At 71.4% G+C, this 19,005-nt stretch carries 17 protein-coding genes; 10 read left to right on the plus strand and 7 right to left on the minus strand.

The window, feature by feature from the left end; translation table 11 throughout:
* Positions 1 to 6 precede the first annotated feature (6 nt).
* A complete protein-coding gene (locus ABD844_RS51450; protein ID WP_344897118.1) occupies positions 7 to 351 on the minus strand; it encodes a hypothetical protein in 345 nt (114 codons plus the stop codon).
* Positions 352 to 589: 238 nt separating this feature from the next.
* Between ABD844_RS51450 and ABD844_RS51455 the strand changes: the two genes are divergently transcribed.
* From ABD844_RS51455 to mptB, 4 genes are all read left to right on the plus strand, one after another.
* Positions 590 to 937, plus strand: a complete 348-nt coding sequence (locus ABD844_RS51455; RefSeq protein WP_344897121.1) for an STAS domain-containing protein — start codon at positions 590 to 592, stop codon at positions 935 to 937.
* A gap of 142 nt (positions 938 to 1,079) precedes the next feature.
* Positions 1,080 to 1,808: a glycosyltransferase gene (locus ABD844_RS51460; RefSeq protein ID WP_344897124.1), complete on the plus strand. Its 729-nt coding sequence runs from the start codon at positions 1,080 to 1,082 to the stop codon at positions 1,806 to 1,808.
* Between the two features lie 87 nt (positions 1,809 to 1,895).
* Positions 1,896 to 2,435, plus strand: a complete 540-nt coding sequence (locus ABD844_RS51465) for a DinB family protein (protein ID WP_344897127.1) — start codon at positions 1,896 to 1,898, stop codon at positions 2,433 to 2,435.
* A 708-nt stretch (positions 2,436 to 3,143) separates the two neighbouring features.
* Complete coding sequence (gene mptB / locus ABD844_RS51470; RefSeq protein WP_344897130.1) at positions 3,144 to 4,712, plus strand: polyprenol phosphomannose-dependent alpha 1,6 mannosyltransferase MptB; 1,569 nt, start codon at positions 3,144 to 3,146, stop codon at positions 4,710 to 4,712.
* Here the strand turns inward: mptB and ABD844_RS51475 are convergent.
* A complete protein-coding gene (locus tag ABD844_RS51475) occupies positions 4,597 to 7,119 on the minus strand; it encodes a hypothetical protein (protein ID WP_344897133.1) in 2,523 nt (840 codons plus the stop codon). The two genes, mptB and ABD844_RS51475, sit on opposite strands and share 116 nt — an antisense overlap.
* A 332-nt stretch (positions 7,120 to 7,451) precedes the next feature.
* Between ABD844_RS51475 and ABD844_RS51480 the strand changes: the two genes are divergently transcribed.
* From ABD844_RS51480 to serS, 4 genes are all read left to right on the plus strand, one after another.
* Positions 7,452 to 8,657 carry a glycosyltransferase 87 family protein gene (locus ABD844_RS51480; RefSeq protein ID WP_344897136.1) on the plus strand — a complete coding sequence of 402 codons (1,206 nt, stop codon included), beginning with the start codon at positions 7,452 to 7,454 and terminating at the stop codon, positions 8,655 to 8,657.
* 22 nt (positions 8,658 to 8,679) lie between these two features.
* Entirely contained in the window at positions 8,680 to 9,099 is a 420-nt protein-coding gene (locus ABD844_RS51485) for a DUF4446 family protein (protein WP_344897139.1), read from the plus strand.
* 129 nt (positions 9,100 to 9,228) lie between these two features.
* Positions 9,229 to 10,149: a prephenate dehydratase gene (gene pheA / locus ABD844_RS51490; RefSeq protein WP_344897142.1), complete on the plus strand. Its 921-nt coding sequence runs from the start codon at positions 9,229 to 9,231 to the stop codon at positions 10,147 to 10,149.
* 232 nt (positions 10,150 to 10,381) lie between these two features.
* Positions 10,382 to 11,644, plus strand: coding sequence for a serine--tRNA ligase (serS, locus tag ABD844_RS51495; RefSeq protein WP_344897145.1), 1,263 nt, complete (start codon positions 10,382 to 10,384; stop codon positions 11,642 to 11,644).
* On the opposite strand, the gene ABD844_RS51500 is transcribed toward serS, so the two are convergent.
* Positions 11,608 to 12,951 (minus strand): hypothetical protein, encoded by a 1,344-nt coding sequence (locus ABD844_RS51500; RefSeq protein WP_344897148.1) that lies wholly within the window; start codon positions 12,949 to 12,951, stop codon positions 11,608 to 11,610. The genes serS and ABD844_RS51500 overlap by 37 nt on opposite strands.
* Positions 12,952 to 13,182: 231 nt before the next feature.
* Positions 13,183 to 13,386, minus strand: coding sequence for a cold-shock protein (locus ABD844_RS51505; RefSeq protein ID WP_043619750.1), 204 nt, complete (start codon positions 13,384 to 13,386; stop codon positions 13,183 to 13,185).
* A gap of 223 nt (positions 13,387 to 13,609) precedes the next feature.
* On the opposite strand from ABD844_RS51505, the gene ABD844_RS51510 reads away from it, so the two are divergent.
* Entirely contained in the window at positions 13,610 to 14,407 is a 798-nt protein-coding gene (locus tag ABD844_RS51510) for an HAD family hydrolase (RefSeq protein WP_344897151.1), read from the plus strand.
* 30 nt (positions 14,408 to 14,437) lie between these two features.
* Here the strand turns inward: ABD844_RS51510 and ABD844_RS51515 are convergent, their stop codons facing one another.
* Positions 14,438 to 14,950 carry a bacterial proteasome activator family protein gene (locus ABD844_RS51515; protein WP_344897154.1) on the minus strand — a complete coding sequence of 171 codons (513 nt, stop codon included), beginning with the start codon at positions 14,948 to 14,950 and terminating at the stop codon, positions 14,438 to 14,440.
* Between the two features lie 5 nt (positions 14,951 to 14,955).
* Positions 14,956 to 15,912, minus strand: coding sequence for an NAD(P)H-quinone oxidoreductase (locus ABD844_RS51520; RefSeq protein ID WP_344897157.1), 957 nt, complete (start codon positions 15,910 to 15,912; stop codon positions 14,956 to 14,958).
* Between the two features lie 114 nt (positions 15,913 to 16,026).
* On the opposite strand from ABD844_RS51520, the gene ABD844_RS51525 reads away from it, so the two are divergent.
* On the plus strand, positions 16,027 to 18,270 hold the full coding sequence (locus ABD844_RS51525; RefSeq protein ID WP_344897160.1) for a MinD/ParA family ATP-binding protein: 2,244 nt from the start codon (positions 16,027 to 16,029) through the stop codon (positions 18,268 to 18,270).
* A gap of 58 nt (positions 18,271 to 18,328) precedes the next feature.
* Here the strand turns inward: ABD844_RS51525 and ABD844_RS51530 are convergent, their stop codons facing one another.
* On the minus strand, positions 18,329 to 18,778 hold the full coding sequence (locus ABD844_RS51530) for a BP74-related protein (protein WP_344897163.1): 450 nt from the start codon (positions 18,776 to 18,778) through the stop codon (positions 18,329 to 18,331).
* Positions 18,779 to 19,005 lie beyond the last annotated feature (227 nt).

Genomic DNA, 19,005 nt, shown 5'->3' on the forward strand with positions numbered 1-19,005 from the left:
CGGGCCTCAGGCGCTCTCCGGAAGGTCCCGCACGGTCCCGAACGACTCCGCCATGGCTCGGAACGTCGGGCACGGCCAGCGCCACATGCAGCTCCGGCACCGCAGGATCGGGTGGGCGGTGTCGCTCGTGATGCCCCCCGCGTCGCGCGGCTGATGGAGATCGAGCAGCCTGAGCCCGAGCTCCGAGAGCCGGAGCAGCTCGGTGCGCGCCGTCGCGAGGAACTCGAGGTCCTCGACCGCGAGGCGGGCCCGGATCGGTACGTAGCCCTCGTGGTTCACCAGGCCGCGCAGGCGCCCTGCTTCGTCATGCCATGAAGTCGCCTTCTCTGTGCGGATGAGGATGGTCTCCAAGCGTTCTCGGAGCCCCTGACGCTGCGGATCTTCGGCTTTGTCGGCTTTCATCGATACGGGGCCCGTCGGTCGTGCCCCAGCCCCTCCTTCACCACGAAGCGGTGCCGGTTGCGGTGTCACGCTGTCAAGCTTCGCGTACTCTCCGTTTTCATGGAGCCCAAACGCAGGACAAAAACCTGTGGTTGCCCTATCGGCGTGACAACGTGACCGGAAGCCTTCGCGCCGCTAGCCTGCCCATGTGGAGCTCAAGGTCTCGACCCGATCACATGCCGGGTGCGCAGTCGTCGCCGTCACCGGAGAAATCGACCTCTACACGGCGCCTCACCTGCAGTCCGAGTTCACTCGGCTGCTGCAGGACGGGCCTAGCCGGGTGGTCATCGACATGTCCGCCGTGGATTTCTGCGACTCCACGGGGATGAACGTGCTGCTCTCGGCACTCAAACGCATGAAAGAGCAGGGGGGTGCGCTCGAAGTGGCCGCGCCGCGTCCCGCCGTACGCAAGATTCTGCAGGTCACGGGGCTCGACTCGGTGTTCACCGTGCACGATGAGGTGCCGCAGGAGCTCCTCATCACCGAGGGATCATGACGAGGGCCCAATCCGACGATCCGAATGGTCCCGCACGCCACGGGCGCCGGGCCGACCGTGCCGCGCCGCGCGGCACGGTCCGGCCCGGTGTGGTCCGGCCCGGTGTGGTCCGGCGCGGTGCCGTGCGCGGAGGTGATGGGCGATGAGCGGCGACACGGCGGTCGTCATCCCGGCCGCCAACGAGGCCGATCGCATCGCGGCCACGGTCAAGGCCGCTGCGGCCCTGCCCGGCGTCGACCTCGTCGTGGTCGTGGACGACGGCTCGACGGACCAGACCGGCCGGGTGGCGCGCGCGGCCGGGGCCCGGGTGGTGCGGCACAGCCGTAACCGGGGCAAGGCGGCGGCGATGGAGACGGGGGCCGAGGCCGTGCGCCTCCTCGACGCCGACGCCGCCCCCCGTCACCTGCTCTTCCTCGACGCCGACCTGGGCGAGACGGCCAAGGCCGCGGCCCCACTCGTCGAGCCCGTACGCCGGGGCGAGGCCGACATGACGATCGCGGTGTTCACCACCAGGGTGCGACTCGGCGGCCACGGCTTAGTGGTGCGCCTGTCGAAGGAGGGCATCCGGCGGGCCACCGGCTTCGACGCCACGCAGCCGCTCAACGGGCAACGCTGCCTCACCAGAGCGGCCTTCGAGGCGGCACGGCCGCTGGCGCACGGGTTCGGGGTGGAGACCGCGCTGACGATCGACCTGCTGCGCAAGCGCTACCGGGTCACGGAGGTCGAGGTGGACATGACCCACCGGGCCACCGGCACCGACTGGCGGGCCCAGCTCCACCGGGCCAGGCAACTGCGGGACGTGGCGCGGGCGCTGGCCGTACGCGAGCCGGTGGTCGCCCAGAACCTGGACAGGCTGGGCCTGCGGCGGTGACGTCCGGCATCGGGCCGCGCGTTCCTGCGGTCGCCCGGTGCCGCTCACCACGCCCAGGAGCCCGCGCGCTCGTTAGACTCGCCGCCCATGACCGACATAGACGAACAGGGCCGCCCCGAGCCGCCCGTGGCGGCCGACGAGTTCGGCACTCTGGTGGGCTTCCTGGAGTTCCACCGCGCCACGTTCGCGTGGAAGTGCGCCGGGCTGGACGCGGCCGGTCTCAAGGCGACCGTGGGCGCGTCGTCGATGACGCTGGGCGGGATGCTCAAGCACCTGGCGTACGTGGAGAACCACTGGTTCTCCCGCTACCTGCACGATCGCGAGGGCCAGCCGCTGTGGGGCACGGTCGACTGGAAGGCGGATCGCGACTGGGAGTGGCACTCTGCCGCAGTCGACTCGCCCGAGGAACTGCTGGAGCTGTGGCAGGACGCCGTGACGCGCTCCCGGGCGCTGCTCGCGGAGGCGATGGAAAGCGGTGATCTGGGGCAGATTGCCCGGCGTTCCTGGCCCAACGGGCATGCGCCCAGCCTGCGCTGGATCCTGGTGCACATGATCGAGGAGTACGCCCGTCACAACGGACACGCCGACCTCATACGGGAGTCGGTCGACGGGCAGACCGGCGAATAGCAGTCCAGTGCGGTTCGCCATCGCCCCGCCCAGCGCCCTCAGCGACGGATCCGCCCCGCCCAGCGCCCTCAGGAACGGATCCGCCCTGCTCAGCGCGGTCTGCGACGGATCCGCTCCGCCCAGCGCCCTCAGGAACGGATCCGCCCTGCTCAGCGCGGTCTGCGACGGATCCGCTCCGCCCAGCGCCCTCAGGAACGGATCCGCCCCGCTCAGCCCCTTCGAGGGCGGAGCCGGTGCGCTCGGTGCTTTCGGGGACGGAGGTGCTTCGCTCGGTGTCCTCTGGGGCGCAGTCGCTTCGCTTGGTGCTTTCGGGCGTGGAGGTGCTTCGCTTCGTGTCCTTTGGGGCGGAGTCGCTTCGCTTGGTGTGTTCGGGGGTGGGGGCGCTTCGCTTCGTGTCCTTTGGGGCGGAGTCGCTTCGCTTGGTGTGTTCGGGGGTGGGGGCGCTTCGCTTGGTGTCCTTTGGGGCGGAGTCGCTCTGCTCAGTCCTTTCGATAGCGGAGCCGCTGCGCTCGGTGCTTTCGGGGGCGGGGGTGCCTCCCCTGGGGTCCTCTGGGGCGGGGTCGCCGTGCTCGGTGTGTTCGGGGGTGGAGCGGGCCGGGCGTCTGGGTTGAGAGCGCGTCGTCCACAGGGGGACGGTTCGGTGGGCGGTTGTCCACAGCCGGGCTTGGTCCGGCGGGGGACCGCACGCGGGTGTGCTGGAATTTCCCGGTGACTTCGCGGACGTGGCTCGAAAAGACACGGGGTCGGCTCGGCGGGCCGGCCCTGGCGGCGATCGGCGCCTCGATCCTGCTGACGATCACTATCGGCGCGCTGGGCCCGTCGCCGATGGTGCCCGCACTGGGCGGCCCGGCCTGGCAGCCGCCCTATTCGCTCGGCGTCGGTCCCGAGCCCCACCTGGCGGTGGCCCTCGGCGCGGCCGCCATCGTGCTGGGCGGCCTCGGCCTGCTCGCGGCCCTCTCGCCGCTCGCCCTGCCCCGGCCCGGCGCGCGACCGTCGCCCAGCCCTCGGCTCTTGGTGCTCATGGGCTGTGTGGCCGCCGTCCTCCTGGCGTTCCTGCCCCCTTCCGGCTCCGCCGACCACCTCAACTACGCCGCCTACGGCCGCATGGTGACGCTGGGCCTCAATCCGTACACGCACGGCGCGGTCGACCTGCCCGGCGATCCCATAGCCGACGCCGTCGAGGAGCCGTGGCGCGAGGAGCCGAGCGTCTACGGCCCTGTGGCCACGGCCGTGCAGGCCCTGGCGAGCTGGGTCGGCGGCGACTCGCTCCGCCTGACGATCTTCGTGCTGGCCCTGGTCAACGCCGGCGCGTTCGTCGCCACGGGGCTGCTCATCGACCGCTTCACGAGAGACGACCCGGCTCGGCGGCGGCGGGCGGCCCTGCTGTGGACGGCCAACCCCCTCCTGCTCTACCAACTCGTCGCGGGCATGCACGTCGACACGCTGGCCATCGCCTGCATGGTCGCCGCGCTGCTCGCCAGGAGCCGGCCCATCGGCTCGGGAGCCCTGCTCGGGCTGGGGGTGGCGATCAAGGTCAACGCGGGCCTGGTCGCCCTGGGCCCCGCCTGGGAGCTGCGCCGCCGTCCAGCCCGCCTGGCGCTCATGGCGGGGTGCGCGCTTCTGGTGGTGGTCGCGGGCTACGCCGTCGTCGGGCCCGACGCGATCGCGCCGATCACCCGTACGAGCAAGTCGATCTCGCATGCCTCGTTCTGGAAGCTCGTGCAGGGCTGGCTGCAGTCGATCGTGGGCACCGGGAGCGCTTACCGGGGCGAGATCCAGGTCGGCTCGCTCCTGGTCCTCGGCCTTGTCGCCTGGTCACTGCTCCGCCTGGCCTCACGGTCCGGCGTCACCGGCCCTTGGCCGCCCCTGCCGCCCTTGGCGTCACTGCCGTCCCTGGCGCCCGGGGAGGCCGCGAGGGCGCCGGACGCCGGGCGCGCGCTCACGGCGCCGGTCGTGGCCGTGGGGCTGGTGGTGGCCTACTTGTTCGCGACGCCCTACATTCTGCCTTGGTACGACGGGCTGGCGCTGGGGCTGCTGGCGCTCGTGGGGGCCTCGGCGCTCGACGGGTTCGTGGTGGCCCATCTGCTGGTCCTGTCGCTCGCGTACCTTCCGGCCAGGGTGGAGGGGCAGCCCGGCGACCTCGGCTGGCTCAGCACCGTGCTCAGGCCCCGGCTCGCCTGGGTGCTGCTTGCGCTGACCGTGGCTCTGGTCGTGTGGGCGTGGCGAGCTGCAGCGCGCGCACACAGGCCGCGAGCGTCAGTGGCACGGCCACCGTGAGCGCCATGGCGGGGATGGCGATGCCCGAGTCGTTCATGAGGAAGCCGACGAAGGCGCACGTGAGGGCCCCGAACAGCCCGGCCCTGAGCGTCGGGGCCAGCCCGTACGCCTGGCCCAGGGCGGAGGCGCCCCAGCGCGAGGGGCGGGCGAGCACCAGAAACAGGAAGGCCAGCGCGACCAGCGAGAGGAGGGTCAACGGCCAGTTGCCCACGGTGACGCCGATCATGGCCCCGAACTTGCGGCCGACGACGGTCCAGGCCGCGCCGTCGATGATCTGCTGCACGAAGTTGCCCAGGTGCGTCCGCTCGGTGGCGGGCCGCAGCCAGTCGAAGACCGAGATCGCCCCCACGAGCACGACCCCGGCCAGCCCCACGAGCGCCAGCCTCAGCACCGACACCCGTCGGCCCGACAGCAGGATCAGGAAGACGGCCAGGCCGATCACGAACGCAGGCACGCCGCCGAAGTCCGCGCCCCACGACGGCCAGCCGTCCGCGAAGACCGCGAAGGCCCCGTACAACGCGCACAACGCCACGACCACGGCCCTCGACACGCCCCGGCCGAGCAGCCACTGCGCCACCCCGGCCAGCCCGAGCACGGTGCCCGTGGCGTAGACGGCGAAGGCGATGTTGCTGAAGCCGTAGAAGCGCCCTCCGGTCACGGGCTCGTACCCGGTCACGGCGTTGACCTGGAGGCTCGATCCGGTGATGACGTCCAGGAGGAGGGCGAGCGAGGTGACGGCGGATACGGCGGTGAGCGGGCCGAGCACGTGGGCGCGCCAGGGGCCCGCGAAGGCGAGCGCGGTGATGAGCCCGGCGATGGCCAGGATCGTCACGATCACCGACACCATGGGCACCGGCAGCGTCCACCAGGGCACCAGTTGCGCCAGGAAGGTCGAGACCGGGATCGCGCCGCTGACCACCGCCACTACTTGGACGGATCTGAGGAGCCCTGAGGTGCTCGCCAGGTCTTCCACCTGCGCGGAATCCTCGCTCTCGTCCGAGGCGGGTGCGGACTCCGCGCGCGCCGCGTCGGTGCCGGTGCCGGTGCCGGTGCCGACTGAGCCTGTGCCGTCTGCCGGGCCTGCGTCGCCTGGGCTGGTGCCGCTTGGTCCTGCGTCGCTTGGCCCTGCGTAGCTTGGGCCGGTGCCGCCTGGGCTTGGTGTGGCTGGGGAGGCGGCGGTGGCCGATGGGGAGTGCGCGGGTGGGCGGGCGGTCGTACGGCGGCGGCGGAGGGCGAGGGCGGCGAAGGCGTAGAAGAGGAGCTGGACGGTGACCAAGCCGGTGAAGAACGGGCCGCGCACCTCGCGCAGCACCTGGCTGGCCAGGTCACCGTCCGCCAGCTCCGTCACCGTGGCGGACGGCGTGGCCGGGGCGGCGCCGCCGGGCTGCCAGGCTCGGCCGACCACCTCGCGCGGCGGGGTCAGGCCCAGGAGCTGGATGGCGGTGGCCGTGAGGTCGGTGATCGTGACCAGGGCGTCCTGCCGGGTGGAGGAGGCGGTGAGGAAGCCGTGCGGGTACGGCTGTCCCCCCGGGGCGGGGCCGGTGGCGATCGCCACGTGGAGGTGGGCGTTCGGGGTCACGTCCGAGACCCCGGCCAGCAGGACGGTGGTCTGCGCGGGGAGCCGGGCGACGAGGTCGCCGATCCGGCGGTCCGCCTGGGCTGTCGCAGCCTGGCGGGCCGGTGCGGGGAGGGCGGTGGGGACGCCGTACTCGTCGAGGGGCTGCTTCAGCCAGGCGTCGGAGAGGTCGGCGGCGTCGAAGACGATCAGGTTGTAGGGGGTGGGATCACCCAGGGCGTCGAGGGTGGGGGCGTATTTGGCGATATTTCCGGTCGCGTCGGCGGCGGCCAGCGCGGCACCCGGGCCGACGGCGGCCACCTTGCCGCCGTTGTCCCCGATGAGCTGCCCCAGCGTGCCGAGCCGGGCGTCGAAGCCGGTCTGCGACTGGTACGCGGCCAACTCACCCCAGCCGGGCACCGTGGCGCCGCCCTGCCCCGTGGGCTGGGGGGTGGGCAGTGGCGGGCAGCCCTTTCCCGCCGTACCGGCGCGCTGGCCCGCCGAGATCGTGAGCCAGCCGGACACCGGGCAGGTGATGCCCCGGTCAGGGGGCGGCACGGCCCGGGTGGAGAGGGAGGCCGAAGCGCCCTGGCCCACCAGGCGCCACAGGTTGGGCGTCCGCGTCTCGTCGAGGTCGCTCCACTCGAGCCCGGGAACCCCGATCAGCGCCACTCGCCCCTGGGGGACGGCGGTGGCGTGGACGAGGGCGGGCGCGGCCTCGGCGGGGAGCGTGAGGAAGAGCGTGGTGAGGGCGAGGGCGACGAACGCCGCGCCCAGGGCCCGCACCCCCCGGCCGGCCCGGCGCGCGACGGTCTGGTGGATGCGAGGCGCGGCGGTGGCCGGGATCGCCATGGGGAGGACGAGAGTGGGGATCGTTGTGCGGTGGGAGGCGACGAGGGGCGTTGCGCGGCGGGAGGTGACCGGGGTTGTCCCGGGGAGGGAGGCGACGGAGGCTGTCCTGGGGAGGGAGGCGACGGGGGTTGTCGTGGGGAGGGAGGTGACGGGGGGCGTTGTGAGGAGGGTGGCGACGGGGGTCGTCGTGGAGAGGGGGGTGGCGGGGGGCGTCGTGGGGAGACGGGAGGGTGCGTGCCGGGCCCCGGATGGGTACGGCGTGGCGTTCGGCATGTACGGACCCCCAGTAGTCTGCCCCTCGATCAGCAACAGCCACGGTAACGTGCCACACCGTGACAAGTGGCGAGGTACGGGTGAAGCGGCGGCAGTGGTGGGCGTGGGCGATCGTGGCGCTCGCCGTCGTGGCGGCCGCGGCCCCGCTGGTGCACCTGTGGCTCACCAACCCCGACGACCAACGCCTGGTTGACCTCGACGTTTACCGTACCGGCGGGCAGATGCTCCTCGACGGGCGGCCGGTGTACGAATACTTCACGCCCGCGCCGCAGTTGCTGCCGTTCACGTATCCGCCGATCGCCGCGATGCTGGCCGTGGGGCTCGCGGAGATGTCGTGGGGCACGGCCCAGTGGGTGTGGACGGCCGGGATCTTCGTGGCGCTGGCCGTGACGGTCGGGTTCTCGTTCCGGCAGGTGCTGGAGCGGGAGGCGTTGCGCAAGTACGTGCCGTGGGTGTTCGGGCTGCTCATGGTCATGTGCACGTACCTGATGCCGATCAGGGACCAGGTCCGCTTCGGGCAGGTGGACATCCTGCTGGTCGCCCTGTGCGTGGCCGACTGTGTGGTCAAGCGGCCCTGGTGGCCTCGCGGGTTCCTGATCGGGCTGGCCACGGCCGTCAAGCTCACTCCCGGCGTCTTTCTGATCTACCTGTTGGTCACGAGGCAGTGGCGGACGTTCTTCATGGCGTCGTTCGTGGCGGCCGTGCTGACGCTGCTGCCGTTCGCGGTGATTCCGCAGGACGCGGCCGACTTCTGGTTCTCGGCGCTGCTCGACCCCGAACGCCTCGGCGCGAACGCGGCCACCACCAACCAGTCGATCCGGGGCATGCTGATCAGGTTGTACCTGCCGGAGCCGCTCACGTCCGCGATCTGGGTGGTGATCGTGGCGGCGGTCGGCTGGTACGGGTTCCGGGGGGCGCGCGACGCGTACCGGGCGAACGACCCCGTCACGGCGGTCGCCCTCGTCGGCCTGATGGCCGTGCTGCTGTCGCCGGTCGCCTGGATCCACCACCTGGCCTGGGTGGTCGTGGTGCTCGCGGCGATCGTCGGCGATGGGCGCGACCGGGTGAGGCTGTGGGTGGCGGCCGGGGTGTGGCTGTACTACGTGGTGCCGGTCCCGTGGTGGGGGGTCTCGCTGAAGGCGGCCGACATTCCGGGGGTGAGCCTGGTGCTGGGGAAGATCGTCCAGAACGGGTTCGGGCTTGGGGCCTTGGCCCTGGTGTGGTTGTTGGTGTCCTGGTTGCCGAAACGGCGGCGACTCGCCTGACCCAGCCATTACCCTCTGTGCCGTGCTCGTTACCACATGGGTGATCGTGGGCGTCGTGGCCGGGGTCAGTGGCGTGATGATCGGCTATTTCGCGCTTCGGCAGGCCAGAGCCACGGTGGAAGACTGCCGGCGCATGCTCTCGCGGCAGATCAGCGAGGGCCGGGGCGACCTCAGGGCCATCAGGGACGTGGCCGTGTGCCGCTACGACGCGCTGTCCGAGATGACCGGGCGGTTGTCGTTCTCGGTGGCGATGATCAACGGACTGGGCGACGGCATCGTCCTGACGTCCATCAACGGGCGGAGCGAGACGCGGACCTACGTACGGGCCGTGGTGGGCGGGAAGGGGCAGCAGCCGCTGTCGCCCGAGGAGGAGCAGGCGGTACGCGCGGCCAGGCTCGGCCTCGGCCCGCAGGTCGCCGCCCCGGTCTCCCAGTCGATCTGAACGGACACGCGGTCGCCGCCGCCCTTCGCGACCGGATCCGGGCGGGAGGCAAGGGGAACGGGCCCGGCTGGGGATACGCCGTCAGGCGAAAGGTCGGCAAGGGCGTCCACCTGCGGATACTCTGTACGCATGCCCAGAGTTGCCTATCTCGGGCCGGAAGGGACCTTCACCGAAGAGGCCCTGCGGCTCCTCGACCCCACTGCCGAGCGGTTGCCCTGCGCCACCGTGAGCGCCGCGCTCAATGCCGCCCGCGCCGGTGACGCCGACGGCGCGGTGGTACCGCTGGAAAACTCCATCGAGGGCGCGATCACCACGACGCTCGACGAGTTCGCCTGGGGCGAGCCGTTGCTGATCAACGCCGAGTTGCTGCTCCCGGTGCAGTTCTCGCTGCTGGCCCGGCCCGGCACCGAGATCCCCCACATCAAGCGGGTCTACACGCATCCCGCGGCCATCACCCAGTGTCGCAACTACATCTCCCGCGAGCTGCCCGACGCCGTCGTGGTGGCCGCCCCCTCGACGGCCGCCGCGGCGCAGGAGGTCTCGCTGCCCGGCTCGCCCTACGACGCCGCCATCGCCGCGCGCATCGCGGGCGAGCACTACGGGCTGGTCGAGCTGGCCGCCGACATCGGCGACAGGTCCGACACGGTGACGAGGTTCGTCAAGGTCGGCCGTCCGGGGCCGCTGCCGCAGGCCACCGGCTCCGACCGCACCACGCTGGTCGTCTTCCTGGCCGACGACCATCCGGGCGCGCTGCTGGAGATGCTGACCGAGTTCTCCGTACGCGGGGTCAACCTGACGCGCATCGAGTCGCGGCCGACCGGCGGGGGCATCGGGCGCTACTTCTTCCACTTCGACTTCGAGGGGCACGTCGCCGACGCGCGGGTCGGGGAGGCCATCGCCGGGCTGCACCGGATCTGTGGCGAGGTGCGCTTCCTCGGCAGCTACCCGCGGGCCGACGGCATCGCGCCGCAGATCAAGCGGGGCACCTCCGATCCGGAGTTCGCGGAGGCGGCCGAGTGGCTGGCGAGGATCCGGGCCGGAAAGGTCTGACGAGGGCCGGAAGGGTCCGACGAGGCCCGAAGGGGCTGACGGGGGCCGGAGGGCTTGACGGGGCCGGAAGGGTCTGACGAAGGCGAGAAAGGTCTGACGAAGGGCTTTCGCGCGAGGCGGCAGGTCCCCCTGTCGGGGCGAGGCGGCCGCCGCCGGAGACCGGCGGGCCGACCTGGTCGACTCCGTGGTAATCCTGGGGCGCTACCCCTCCGCGCGCCGGTAGCCTTTCCTTGTGATTGACCTGCGTACCCTTCGTGAGGACCCCGACCGGCTACGGGCGTCGCAGCGTGCCCGCGGTGAGGACGACTCGATCGTCGACACGCTGCTCGACCTCGACGAGCGCCACCGATCCGCGCTGACCTCGTTCGAGTCTCTGCGCGCAGAGCAGAAGAGCATGGGCAAGTCGGTCTCCAAGGCGCAGGGCGAGGAGAAGGCCGCGCTGCTCCAGCGGGCCAAAGACCTCGCGGCCCAGGTCAAGGCCGCCGAGGCCGAGTCGGAGAAGCTGAGCGCCGCGCTCGACGAGGTGCTCCAGACGGTGCCCAACGTCGTCGAGGAGGGCGCCCCGCCCGGCGGCGAGGACGACTACGTGGTGCTCGAGACGTATGGCGAGCCCCGGGAGTTCGACTTCGAGCCCAAAGACCACCTGGAGCTGGGCGAGGCGCTCGGCGCCATCGACATGGAGCGCGGCGCCAAAGTGTCGGGCTCGCGCTTCTTCTTCCTCAAGGGCGTCGGCGCGCGGCTGCAGCTCGGGCTGCTCAACATGGCGATGCAGCAGGCGATCGAGGCCGGGTTCACCCCGATGATCACGCCGGTGCTCGTCAAGCCGGAGACCATGCAGGGCACCGGTTTCCACGTGGCCCACGACAAGGAGATCTACCGGCTGCCCGAAGACGACCTCTACCTGGTCGGTACCTCGGAGGTGTCGCTGGCGGGCTACCACTCCCAGGAGATCCTGCCCGCCGACGACCTGCCGCTGCGCTACGCGGGCTGGTCGTCGTGCTTCCGCCGCGAGGCGGGTTCGTACGGCAAGGACACCAGGGGCATCATCCGCGTCCACCAGTTCGACAAGGTCGAGATGTTCTCGTACGTGCGTCCGGAAGACGCGCACGAGGAGCACCTGCGCCTGCTCGCCTGGGAGAAGGAGATGCTGACCAAGATCGAGGTGCCCTACCGGATCATCGACACCGCCGCGGGCGACCTCGGCATGTCGGCCGCCCGCAAGTTCGACTGCGAGGCGTGGATCCCCACCCAGGGCCGCTACCGCGAGCTGACCTCGACCTCCAACTGCACCGAGTTCCAGGCGCGCAGGCTGGCCGTCCGTTTCCGCGACAAGGACGGCAAGCCCCGGCACCTGGCCACGCTCAACGGCACGCTCGCCACGACCCGCTGGATCGTGGCGATCCTGGAGAACCACCAGCAGGCCGACGGCTCGGTGGTGGTTCCCGAGGCGTTGCGGCCCTACGTGGGGCTCGACGTGCTCGCGCCGTCGAAGTAGGGGTTCGCGCGGCGGGCGTCGTTCCTGACGGCGACGGCGCTCGCCAGCAGCACGAGAGCGGTCAGCAGCACGGCGAGCGCGGTCGCCAGCCAGTACGAGTCCGGCGTGCCCTCGGCCCACCCCGCGAACGGCAGGTAGGCGCTCGCGTAGACGAGCGGTGCGGTCAGCAGCCCGACGGCGGCGGGCACGGGGCGCGCCCGGCCCGCTACCGCCAGCGCGAAGCACACGGTCGTGCCCGTCAAGACCGCGAGCAGGCCGATGACGTACAGGCCCAACTCCTCGGTGCCGACAAACGGGAAGTCGGGCCCCGTCCCGAGCAGCGGCAGGAGACCGAGGCAGGCGGCCAGCGCGAAACCCGTGTAGGAGCGCGAATACCGGCGCAGTCCCGCCCCGGCCCCGCCGAACAACATGCACGCGGCCAGGAAGACCGCCACGCGCCATTCGCGGTCCACGTCCACCGCGGCGGGCTCGGCCCCCGGCCAGCCCACGTGACGCCACGTGCCGGACGTGTCGCGGACGACGATGCCGTCCAGGCCGTTCGCGACGACCACGACGTGGCCGCCCGGCCGGGCCTGCACGCCGAGTGCCATCGAACGCAGTTCGCCGCGCCGGTCGTGCCGCCTGTTCACCCGCTCCTGGTCGTCAGCCGACAACTGCCACGCCGGACGCCACGTACGGCCGCCGTCGTCCGACTGTTCCACGCCCATCCGGCCCTGGACCACCTGGTAGCACCGCGTGGCGGCCCCGGGCACGCACTGTGCGCTCTGTCCCCGCCTGTCGCGGTCGCCGCTCACCTCCGACCAGGTACTGCCGCCGTCGTCGGAGGCCAGGGCGGTCATGCCGTCCGTCTGGACGTGGATCCGGCCGCCCCGGTCCACCTCCACGGCCTCGGCCGACGGCGGCAGGGGCATGCCGCTCGTGGCGGTGACCGCGAGCACCGCCAGGGGCATCGTCACGACGACCCGCCAGCGGGCCGAGGACGGGTGGCGGAGGCTGTGGCCGCGTACCCACCAGGCGAGGGCCAGGGCCGGCAGCGCCAGGAGGTCCGTAGGATCGGCCAGGACGCGTGACGGGCCCGCGAGGTAGGTCCAGGCATGGGAGGCGGCCTCAGCGCCCGTCTCCGTCGTCTTCACGAGCGTGAAGAGCGCTCCGGTGAGTACGGTCGCCGCCAGATCCGCCCGCCGCCGGCACAGCAGGGCCACCAGCGGGGGCGCGACCACGAGTCCGGCGACGTCGCTGAGCTTGCCCGTCACGAACCCGGGCCAGACCGGCTTGAGCAGGTGGTCGTTCAGCAAGAGCACGAGCACCCCGGCCACGGTCACGGGGTGGCATAACCACGCGTACCTCATATCCAGGTCGATGGCCGGGAGGGTCCGGAGGTTCGAGCTCTCCGTGAGTCGAGTCACACCCGTGACCAACCCGACACCGACTCGCCGAGGGCCGTCGGGCGCCAAGGCGATCGGGGGCACCGCAGAGGGGGGAAAGCAAAAGACCGGAGCCCGCTGGAAGCGAACCCCGGTCTATCTCGCTGCTACAGGTCAGATGGCTCGGACCTGAGAGGCCTGCGGCCCCTTCTGGCCCTGCGTGATCTCGAACTCGACCCGCTGGCCGTCTTCAAGGCTGCGGTAGCCGTTGCCGACGATCTCGGAGAAGTGCACGAACACGTCCGGCGCACCGCCGTCCGGGGCGATGAAGCCGAAGCCCTTCTCGGCGTTGAACCACTTGACGGTTCCCTGAGCCATAAAAGCTCTCCCTCAGGATGTGAATCTATGGGACCCACACCTCGTGGGTCCCGGTGTGTCGTACAGCAAGCACCCGGGGTGGCTCAGACAAAGTCATGCTGGTTTTCACTACGGGATCAGCTAATACAACGCCATCACATCTAACACCATTCTGGCGCGTTGGTGTTCCCGTCCCAACGAAGATTTCTGTCCGGCGGCATCACCGGGCAAACTGGAACCTGTTATGCAGAGCCTTCCCTCGCCGCGTCTTGTGGCCACCGACCTCGACGGCACCGCGCTGCGCACGGACGGAACCGTGTCTCCCCGCACGGTGGCGGCCTTCGGCAAAGTCGAGGAATCGGGGGCCATGCTGGTGTTCGTGACGGGGCGTCCGCCTCGGTGGATGGGCGGTGTGGCGGGTGTCGTACGTCACCACGGGCTCGCGATCTGTGCGAACGGCGCGCTGATCTACGATCTCCATACCGAACGGATAGTGGAATCTCACCTGATCAGCGTCGACGTGCTCGAGGAAGTCGTCGCTCAGCTAAGAGCGAACGTGTCCGAACTCGCATTTTCGGTCGAGTATGAAGCCGGTTTTGCGCATGAGTCAGATTTCCGGCTCGGAGGCTTGGACCGGAACCTGCGAGCGGCCCGGGCCGATTCGCTGACCTCCCGGCCGTGCGCCAAGCTGCTGGCCCTGCACCCGGGCATGGGCGCCGACGAGCTGCAGGCGATCGTGCACGAGCTGGTGGGGCATCTGGTGACCGCCACGCACTCCAGCCGCAGAGGGCTGATCGAGATGAGCGCCCACGGCGTGACGAAGGCGACGGCCCTGGCGGCGCTCGCCGGGCAGCACGAGGTGAAGCCCGCGCAGGCCGTGGCGTTCGGTGACATGCCGAACGACCTGCCCATGCTGAGCTGGGCAGGCACGTCGTACGCGGTCGCCAACGCGCACCCCGACGTGCTGGCCGCGGTCGATCACGTGACCGCGACCAACGACGACGACGGCGTCGCGCTGGTGATCGAGGAGCTCTACAGGTAGGGCCCCTACAGGTCTCTACGGGTAGGGCCCCTACAGGTAGGGCCCCGAGCCGCCGTGCGGACGCTGCGTCTCGTCGCCCGGCACCCCGGGCAGCGCCCTGCGCATCTGCTCAAGCTGGGCACGGGCCGCCATCTGCTGTGCGAACAGCGTGGTCTGGATGCCGTGGAACAACCCTTCGAGCCACCCCACCAACTGGGCGTGCGCGATGCGCAGCTCCGCGTCGCTCGGCGGTGCGCCGTTGTCCTCGGTGAACGGGAGCGAGAGCCGCTCCAGCTCGTCGACCAACTCGGGTGCCAGACCGTCTTCGAGCTCCTTGATGGAGGACTCGTGGATCTCCTTCAACCGCTTGCGGCTGGCCTCGTCGAGGGGAGCCGCGCGGACCTCCTCAAGAAGCTGGCGGATCATGCTGCCGATACGCATCACCTTGGCAGGCTGCTCGACCAGGTTGGTGACCGAGCGATCCTCGTCGCCATTATCGCCCTGACCTTGGAAGTCGGGGCCCACCACCACGATGTGAGGGGTGTTGTTGTCCTCAGCATTCATAACACTCACCGTACTAGCAGGATCTTGCCGACGTGCTCCCCGGAATCCAACATTCGGTGAGCTTCGGCGGCCTCGGACATGGGGACCTCCGCGTACACGACCGGACTCACCGCCCCTGCCCCGATCAGGGGCCAGACGTTGTCCACGACGCTGCGGACGATGACGCCCTTCTCGTCGACGGGACGGGCGCGCAGCGTCGTGGCGTGTATGGCGGCGCGCTTGCCGAGCAGGACGCCCAGGTTCAGCTCGGCCTTGAGCCCGCCCTGCAGCCCGATGATCACCAACCGGCCGCCGGTCTTGAGCGCGCGCACGTTGCCCGCCAGGTATTTCGCGCCCATGATGTCGAGGATGACGTCGGCGTGCGCCTTTTCTGCGAAGTCCTCCTCGCGGTAGTTGATGACCTCGTCAGCGCCCAGCTCTCTGACGCGCTCGCCCTTGGCGGCCGAGCCGACGGTCGTGACGACGTACGAGCCGAGCGCCTTGGCCAGTTGCACCGCGAACGTGCCGATGCCGCTCGCCCCGCCGTGCACCAGCAGCGTCTCGCCCCGGCGCAGCCGCCCGATCATGAAGACGTTGGACCAGACCGTGCAGGCCACCTCGGGCAGCGCGGCGGCCTCGCGCAGCGAGACCCTGTCGGGAACCGGCATGACCTGCTGCCACGGCACCGCTACGCGCTCGGCGTAACCGCCGCCGCCGAGCAGCGCGCACACCTCGTCCCCCGGCTTGAACTGCTCGACGTCCGCCCCGACCTCGGCCACCACGCCGGAGACCTCCAGCCCCGGGTACGGCGAGGCGCCGGGGGGAGGGTCGTAGAATCCTTGCCGTTGCAGGACGTCCGCTCGGTTCACCGCCGAGGCCGTGACGTCGATGAGCACGTCTCCCCGTTCGACGCGTGGTTCCGGCGCCTCGCGCCACTCCAGCACCTCAGGCCCGCCTGGCTTGGCGATCTCAATGGCTCGCATGCGAACCACGGTAGCCGGGCAAAGAAGTTGTGGGTTGCCGGGCTGCGGACGAGCCGATGGCGTTAACCTGCAATGTATTTGCTGCCCCTTTAGACCCACCCGAGGGGGAACACGGTGGCAAGACACGATCGAGAGGAATCTCTCGAGGAGCAGCTCGCCTGGCTCGACGCGATCAAGGAGACGGAGGAGGCCCCCGTCCCTGTCAGCGCCTCCGCTGCTCCGGCCGACGAGCCGGTCGCATCGCCGTACCCCAAGGACCCCTGGCTCCTGGTGCCCCAGCAGCACGAGACGGCGACGCCGCCGCTGTTCCGCGCGGCGGTCGACACCGTGTACGGCCCAGCGGCGGCCGAGGGCGTCCCCCAGAGCGAGAGCGAGGCGGGGGAGTGGCTCGGCAGTGCCGGCATCAAGGAGGAGCCCGCGACCCCGGCCACGCCGAGCGCGGACGATCCGTTCCACGCGCCGCTGAAGCCGCTGCCGCGACCCGACGACACCGACACGTACGCGTTGCCGCTCACGTCGCCCGAGTCGGCGGAGGAGACGGCGTGGCTGTCGCCGTCCGACTGGCCGGGGCCGGGCCGGGACCAGGGGCGGCAGGCGGAGGGCGACCGGCCGTCCGCCGGTGAGCCCGCGCGGCCGGAGGCGGAGCCGGAGCCGGTCTCCGCCGAGGAGCAGCCCGCACCACCCGCGCCCGCACCACCCGCGCCCGCGCCCCGCGCCGAGGAAGAGCCGGTCAAGGAGGAGCGGGTCGCCTGGGCCGACACCCAGCCGGGCAACGAGCGCCCGGCCTGGGCCGACGCCGAGCCGCAGGCCACCGCCTCGGCTACCGGGTCCACCGCGTCGGCTACCGGGTCCACCGTGTCGGCTACCGGGTCCGCCTCGGAGTCTCTGGACGCGCCGGAGACCCGCCCGCACCTCGACCGCCCCCAGCGGTCCGTCGAGGCGTCGGAGACGATGCCGCGTACCGACCGCCCGCTGTGGAGCGATCCGGAGACGCGCGCCGAGGAGCAGTCGCAGGACAGCGCTGCGCAGTGGCCGCAGCAGCCGTCCGAGCGTCCGCAGTGGCTGGAGCAGGAGTCCGAGCGTCCGCAGTGGCTGGAGCAGGAGTCCGAGCGCGCTCAGTGGCTGGAGCAGGACTCGCGCCCCTCGTGGCCGGAGCCGGAGCGTCCGCAGTGGACCGAACAGCCCGAACGGCCCTCGTGGAGCGAGCCCCCGCCGCGGGCCGAGGAGCCCGAGCAGCCGCCGCAGTGGAACGAGCAGCCGGAGCCCCCGCAATGGGCGGAGCCGGCCGAGCCGGAGCGTTCGCAGCGCGGCGAGCAACCCGAATGGCGGCCCGCCGAGCGGGAGATCCCGCCGACGCCGCCGCGCCGCAGCCCGGCCCCCACCCCGGTGTTCACCGTCCAGCCCAGGCCACCGGTGACCGGACGCCCGACCGCCGAGAGCCTCGACCCGGAGTCCCTGCTTCGCGGCCGGCGCAACGCGCCCTCCAAAGGCTGGCGCCGGGTGGTGTACAAGGCGTCCGGCGGGTGGATCAAGCCGGGCGAGCCGCCGGAGGTGCGCCGCCGCCGCGAGCTGATCACCAGGGCCCGCACCCCCGTCACCGCCGGGCACCACCGGGTGGCCGTGCTGAGCCTGAAGGGCGGCGTGGGCAAGACCACGACCACGGTCGGCCTCGGCGCCACCCTGGCCCAGATGCGCGGTGACCGCGTCATCGCCGTCGACGCCAACCCCGATCGGGGCACGCTGTCCGACAAGCTCGTCCTGGAGACCTCGGCCACCGTGCGCGACCTGCTCAACGAGCGTGACCAGGTCAAGCGCTACGTCGACATCAGGGCGTTCACCTCGCAGGCGCCCTCGCGGCTGGAGGTGCTGGCCTCCGACCGCGACCCCTCGGTCTCCGAGGCGTTCAGCGGCGCCGACTACCAGGCCGTCTCCCAGGTGCTGGAGAACTTCTACTCGATCTGCATCACCGACTGCGGCACCGGGCTGCTGCACTCGGCCATGGGCGGCGTGCTCGGGCTGGCCGACCAGATCGTGCTGGTCAGCTCCCCGTCGGTCGACGGCGCCAGGGCGGCCTCCGCGACGCTCGACTGGCTGGAGGCGCACCACCACGGCGACCTGGTGAAGAACGCGACCGTGGTGTTGTGCAGCGTCAGGCCCCGGTCGAAGTCGGCGGTGGACATCAAGAAGCTGGAGGCCCACTTCGCCGCCAGGTGCCGGGCGGTCATCCGGGTGCCGTACGACCCGCACCTGGAGGAGGGGGCCGAGATCGACCTCGACCGGCTCCAGGAGGCGACCAGAGACGCGTACCTCCAGCTCGCCGCCTGCGTGGGCGAGGGGTTCGCGGGCGTCCGCGAGTGAGTCACGCGCCGGCGGACCGGCGCGCGGTGAGCACTTCCGCACCGCACGCCGGGACGCCTCAGGCGGCGGGCACCTCGTTCACCAGCCGGGAGGTCCACGGGCACCACACGAGGCCGGGCAGGAACGCGCCGCCCGCCTCGTCGAGGTGCTCCTCGACGTACGGGATGGTCGCGTCGCACACCTCGATGGCCATGTCGAAGAAGTCGACGGTGTCCGGCCGGTAGTGGTAGCTCCAGCGGGGGTTGTAGGGGGCGGTCCGCTTCAGGATCCGGCCGACGACGTGGGGCCGCGCACGGGTCTCACCGCTGATCAGGTCACGGGCGTGCTGGATCTTGTCGGGGTCGCGGAGCTCGATCACGAAGCGCTCGCGCGTGATGTCCTCCATCGTGAAGTACGCCACGGGGGCGGCCTGCCGCACCGTGCCGGTCGCCGTCGCAGGCCCGGCGGCGGTCAGCACGGCGAGGGCCGCCGCGAACGAGACGCTGAACTTACGGGTGATGTCTGACATTGGTTCCCTCCGAGGTCGGGGGCTGAGGGACTCAACCCGTCGCCACGGAAAGTATCGGCGCGACTACACACAGTGAAATAGCGTGCGGGCCACAGGACCCTGCCCGAACCCGGGGACAGGACGCTCAAGTGACGCTCACCGGGGCTCGCGACGGCCCCGGGAGGGTGGCGGAGGGTGTGGGATTCGAACCCCGCACACTTACCCTGGTTGAACTCTTGGAACCGGAC

The organism is Nonomuraea antimicrobica, from assembly GCF_039536965.1.
Taxonomy (GTDB): Bacteria; Actinomycetota; Actinomycetes; order Streptosporangiales; family Streptosporangiaceae; genus Nonomuraea; species Nonomuraea antimicrobica.

Coding starts and splice junctions, on each gene's coding strand:
- pheA (WP_344897142.1), top strand. CDS start 9,229: ATGCCCAGAGTTGCCTATCTCGGGCCGGAAGGGACCTTCACCGAAGAG.
- ABD844_RS51510 (WP_344897151.1), top strand. CDS start 13,610: ATGCAGAGCCTTCCCTCGCCGCGTCTTGTGGCCACCGACCTCGACGGC.
- ABD844_RS51465 (WP_344897127.1), top strand. CDS start 1,896: ATGACCGACATAGACGAACAGGGCCGCCCCGAGCCGCCCGTGGCGGCC.
- ABD844_RS51520 (WP_344897157.1), bottom strand. CDS start 15,912: ATGCGAGCCATTGAGATCGCCAAGCCAGGCGGGCCTGAGGTGCTGGAG.
- ABD844_RS51505 (WP_043619750.1), bottom strand. CDS start 13,386: ATGGCTCAGGGAACCGTCAAGTGGTTCAACGCCGAGAAGGGCTTCGGC.
- ABD844_RS51460 (WP_344897124.1), top strand. CDS start 1,080: ATGAGCGGCGACACGGCGGTCGTCATCCCGGCCGCCAACGAGGCCGAT.
- ABD844_RS51515 (WP_344897154.1), bottom strand. CDS start 14,950: ATGAATGCTGAGGACAACAACACCCCTCACATCGTGGTGGTGGGCCCC.
- ABD844_RS51475 (WP_344897133.1), bottom strand. CDS start 7,119: ATGGCGATCCCGGCCACCGCCGCGCCTCGCATCCACCAGACCGTCGCG.
- ABD844_RS51530 (WP_344897163.1), bottom strand. CDS start 18,778: ATGTCAGACATCACCCGTAAGTTCAGCGTCTCGTTCGCGGCGGCCCTC.